The organism is Sandarakinorhabdus oryzae (genome assembly GCF_009733735.1).
In the GTDB taxonomy this organism is placed as follows: domain Bacteria; phylum Pseudomonadota; class Alphaproteobacteria; order Sphingomonadales; family Sphingomonadaceae; genus Sandarakinorhabdus; species Sandarakinorhabdus oryzae.
On sequence record NZ_WNJP01000184.1, the window covers coordinates 1 to 5,043 of the forward strand.

The 5,043-nt window shown below is 64.4% G+C and carries 3 protein-coding genes; all 3 read left to right on the plus strand.

Going from position 1 to position 5,043, the window contains the following annotated elements; translation table 11 throughout:
* Nucleotides 1-439 (plus strand): DUF6491 family protein (locus GJ693_RS13680; protein ID WP_207789965.1); only part of this gene is annotated, 439 nt, incomplete at its 5' end.
* A gap of 227 nt (nucleotides 440-666) precedes the next feature.
* The gene (locus tag GJ693_RS13685; protein ID WP_156256837.1) at nucleotides 667-3,570 is read left to right on the plus strand and encodes a TonB-dependent receptor; all 2,904 of its coding nucleotides are present in this window, start codon (nucleotides 667-669) and stop codon (nucleotides 3,568-3,570) included.
* Between the two features lie 248 nt (nucleotides 3,571-3,818).
* Nucleotides 3,819-5,043: DEAD/DEAH box helicase (locus GJ693_RS13690; RefSeq protein ID WP_156256838.1), on the plus strand; the 1,225-nt coding region annotated here is incomplete at its 3' end.

Genomic DNA, 5,043 nt, shown 5'->3' on the forward strand with positions numbered 1-5,043 from the left:
GGCATGTGCCTGTCCCGCGCTGGCCCAGCCAACCAAGCCGCCGCCCCCGCCGGCACCACAGAGCTTTGACGGGCAGGCCTGGCGCCGGGTGCCGGTACGGCCCGGCGGCGCGGCGCAATCGCGTGCGGTCTTGCCGCGTGCTGCCCGCAAGCGCTGCATCAGTATCAATGGCATCGCCGGTGCCCAGGTCTTCGGTGACAGCGCCATCGAGCTGACCATGCGCGGCGGCACGCGCTGGCGCCTGCTGCTGGCGCAGGAATGCCCCGGCCTCAGTTTCTACCAGGGCTTTTATTATCAGCAGAAACAGGCCGGCCAGCTGTGCGCCGGCCGCGATGCCATCGGGGCGCGATCAGGCGGCGAATGCGCCATCGCCGCGATCATCCCGCCCCCCAGCCCAAAGATCACCCCCGCGCGGAAGAAGGCCCGCCGCCGGCGCTGAAGCAGGCCCGCTGTCATCAAACTGTTGCACGGCAGACACAGGCAGCGCGACACAAGGTCACCCACGCCGGCAAACCCCGCCCCACACTGGACAAATTGCAGCCGGCCTGTCCAAACTGATGATTGCAGCATGGTCGTCCATCAGGGCGTCATGTGAGGGCAGAGGACCCGGCCATCAGAGCCACGTTCAAGGGTTCCGCCAGTTTGGGCTTTTGGGGAGGAAGACACATGAAAATCACGCTTGGAATCCGTGCCGGCCTGGTGGCCAGTGCGTCGCTGATCGGCCTGGCCGCGCTGCCGGCCTTCGCGCAGACCGCCCAGAACGAAAACGCCGGTGGGATCGAGGAAATCGTCGTCACCGCACAGCGCACGGCGCAGAGCCTGCAGGACGTGCCGATCGCGGTGACCGCGTTTGACGCCCAGGCCCTGCAGCGCCAGCAGATCAACAACCCGCTCGACATCCAGCTGACCCTGCCCAACATCGTCTTCTCAAAGGGCAACTTCACCGGTTCCAGCTTCACCATCCGCGGCATCGGCGATCTTTGCGTCGGCATCAGCTGCGATGCCGCCACCGCCATCCACTCCGAAGGCATGCCGCTGTTTGCCACCCGCCTGTTCGAAACCGAATTCTTCGATCTGGAGCGTGTCGAAGTCCTGCGCGGCCCGCAGGGCACGCTGTTCGGCCGCAACGCGACCGGCGGCGTCGTCAACTTCGTCAATGCCAAGCCGAAGACCGATGCCATCCATGCCGCCGGCGAAGTCGAATATGGCAATTTTGACTCGCTGCGCCTGAAGGGCATGTTCAACCTGCCGATCAGCGACACGCTGGCGATCCGCGTCGCCGGCACCTATCTGAAGCGCGACGGCTACACCACCAACGTCTTCAACAACACCCGCATCGACGGCCGTGATCTCTATGGTCTGCGCGGCAGCCTGCGGTGGACGCCGACGGAAAACACCACCATCGACGCGATGGCCTATTATTTCCACGAAAACGACGACCGCAACCGCACCTCCAAGCAGCTCTGCCAGACCGATCCGACCGGCGTGCTGGGCTGTCTGCCGGGCCGGCTCGACTATGGCTTCATCAACTACAACTCCACCTTCGTCGGCACGCTGGCCAGCCAGCAGTTCCTGATCACCCAGGGCGGCGCCGCCTTTGGTGCGCTGGGCCTGACCAACCTCTACGGCAACGACCCGTACAACTATGCCGGCCACACCAACCCGGCCAATGTGCGCCAGGTCCGCACCGATTACACGCCGACCTATTTTGCCGACGAAGAGCAGTACATGCTGCGCCTGCAGCAGAACTTCGGCAGCATCAAGCTGCAGGTCACCGGCATGTACCAGCGCAACTCGGTGGATAGCTCGGTCGACTACAACATGAGCGTGTTCAACCCGGCGGTTGCCGCGTCGGCCATCGCCACGGCCACTGCCTTCTCGGCAGCCATTCCGGGCCTGACCAACGTGGTCAACGCGGTCAGCAGCGGCGGGCAGTTCTGCACATCGCTGCCGGTCGAAAACGGCCTGGGCGCCTATGGCGGCCAGCGCCTGTGTTCGGCCACGCCGCAGGACTTTGACCGCTCCAACCAGCGCACCAAGGCCAAGACCCTGGAAGCCATCCTGAGCTCGCAGTGGGATGGGCCGTTCAACTTCCTGGTGGGCGGCACCTATGTGGACTTCAAGGTCCGCAACGGCGACTATTATGTCAACACCAACGGCATCGACTATCTGACCGGTGTGCTGGGCGCAGCCAGCGGCGGCTATCTCGGCACGCCGTTCTATCGGAACAACACCGATACCTACACGCTGAAATCCTACGGCATCTTCGGTGAAGCCTATTACAACCTCTCCGACAAGGTGAAGCTGACCGCCGGTCTGCGCTACAGCCACGACGAGAAGTTCGTGAAGGCGCGCACCACGCTGGCCAGCTTCTTCGTGCCGTTCGGCACCACCGGCAACGTGTTCAACTCCCCGGCTTCGGCGGGTTTTGATGCCGACGCCAACCGGCCCGGCAACCAGCCATTCCAGGAACGCACCTCCTCCAAGGGCGTGATCACCGGCCGCGTCGTGCTCGACTGGAAGATCACCGACGACAACCTGCTCTATCTGTCCTACTCGCGCGGCTACAAGTCGGGTGGCTTCAACCCGCCGCTGTCGCCGGTGTTCGCGGTGTCCGACACGTTCCTGCCGGAATATGTGAACGCCTATGAAATCGGCTCCAAGAACAGCTTCCTTGACGGAACGCTGCGCGCCAACGTCACGGCCTTCTATTACCAGTACAAGGGCCTGCAGCTGAGCCGCATCGTCGCCCGCACCTCGGTGAACGACAACGTCGACGCCACGGTGTACGGCCTCGAAGGCGAATTCATCATCCAGCCGACCAAGAACCTGCTGATCAACATGAACGCGTCCTACCTCTACACCAAGGTGTCGAGCGACAAGTTCCTGGCCAACCCGCGCGATCCGTCGGGCGGCCGCAGCGATGCGGTGATCATCAAGGACATCTCGAACGGCGCCAACTGCGCGGTGATCAACAACGGCGCCGGCGGCCAGGCCGCCACCGCGGCCTTCGTCACCAACGTCAACAACGCCATCAACGCGGGCGCCATTCCGGGCCTGCAGGCGGGCGCTGGCCTGCAGGGACCGACTCCGTTCCCGACGGACAGTGGCCTGAACGGCGCCACCGGCGCCTTCAGCTTCTGTGGCGTGCTGTCGGCGCTGGGTGCCGGCACGCAGTTCCAGATGCTGCCGGAAGGCGTGACCACCAACATCCGTGGCAACCGCCTGCCGCAGGCACCGACCTACAAATTCTCGGTGGGTGCGCAATACACCTTCGAGTTCGGTGACTTCACCCTGGTGCCGCGTGTTGACCTCGCCCACACGGGTGACAGCTATGGCAACATCTTCAACGGCCAGATCAACCGCGTGAAGTCCTACACCGTCATCAACAGCCAGGTGCAGCTGAACGGCAAGGACGACAAATGGTATCTGCGCGGCTTCGTGCAGAACCTGACCAACAACAGCGCGACCACTGGTCTCTATGTCACCGACCAGTCGTCAGGTCTGTTCACCAACATCTTCGTGCTGGAACCCCGGCGCTATGGTGTGGCGGCGGGCTTCCGCTTCTAAGCTCAAGGCGCAACGCCTGAACCCGGGCGGGGCGGCTGGCGACAGCCGCCCCGCTTGCTGTTGAAGGAGAAGTTGGGCGGCTGACAACACCCGCCCCGCTTGTTTTTCGGGGGAACTTGGGCGGCGCATGCCCCCTCGGAAACCACCCCGCCCATTGACTTTTGCGGCCCTGCCCCGCATGGGCGCACGCAAGGGCAAAACCTTGAACGACCGTCGGGCGGCACGCCGCCCCCATTCACAGGAACACGATGAGCTTTTCCGACCTGGGCCTTTCCGATGCCCTGCTGCGCGCCGTTGCAGACAGCGGCTATGACACGCCCACGCCCATCCAGCGCCAGGCCATCCCGTCGGTGCTGATGGGCAAGGATATCATCGCCATCGCCCAGACCGGCACCGGCAAGACCGCCAGTTTCGTGCTGCCGATGATCGACATCCTGGCTGAAGGCCGCAGCCGCGCGCTGATGCCGCGCAGCCTGATCCTGGAGCCGACCCGCGAGCTCGCCCAGCAGGTTGCCGAGAATTTCGACAAGTACGGCAAATATCACAAGCTTTCGATGGCGCTGCTGATCGGCGGCGTCTCGATGGGGGATCAGCTTTCCGCGCTGGAAAAGGGCGTCGATGTGCTGATCGCCACGCCCGGCCGCCTGATGGACCTGTTCGCGCGCGGCAAGATCCTGCTCTCCGGCTGCGCCATGCTGGTCATCGATGAAGCCGATCGCATGCTCGACATGGGCTTCATCCCCGATATCGAGACCATCTGTTCCAAGCTGCCGAAAAGCCGGCAGACCCTGTTGTTTTCGGCCACCATGCCGCCGCCGATCAAGAAGCTGGCCGACCAGTTCATGGAAAGCCCGAAAAGCATCGAAGTCGCCCGCGCTGCCAGCACCAACACCAACATCACCCAGTGGGTGGTGGAAACCACCAGCCGCGACAAGAAGGACCTGGTGCGCTCCATCCTCCGCCAAGATGACGTGAAAACCGCCATCATCTTCTGCAACAAGAAGACCATGGTGCGCGACCTCGCCGACGTGCTGAAGCGCGCGCGCCTGCCGGTCGGCCAGATCCACGGCGACATGGAACAATCGGACCGCATCCGCGAGCTCGACCGGTTCAAGCAGGGGGACATCACCATCCTGGTCGCCTCCGACGTCGCCGCCCGCGGCCTCGACGTGCCGGGCGTGAGCCACGTGATCAATTTCGACATGCCGTGGCACCCGGATGATTATGTGCACCGCATCGGCCGTACCGGCCGCGCCGGGCGCACCGGCATCGCGATCAGCTTCGCGACGCCCGAGGATGCCGAGAACCTGGCCAATATCGAGAAGCTGACCCGCCAGAAGATCGCGCGCTGGACCGGCGATGCCGCCGTTGCCGCCGCCCCGGTGGCAACACCGGCGGCTGACGCGGCTCCGACCGAAGAGCGCGGCGAGCGCGGTGGTGACCGCCGCCGCAGCCGCACATCCCGCCGTGAGC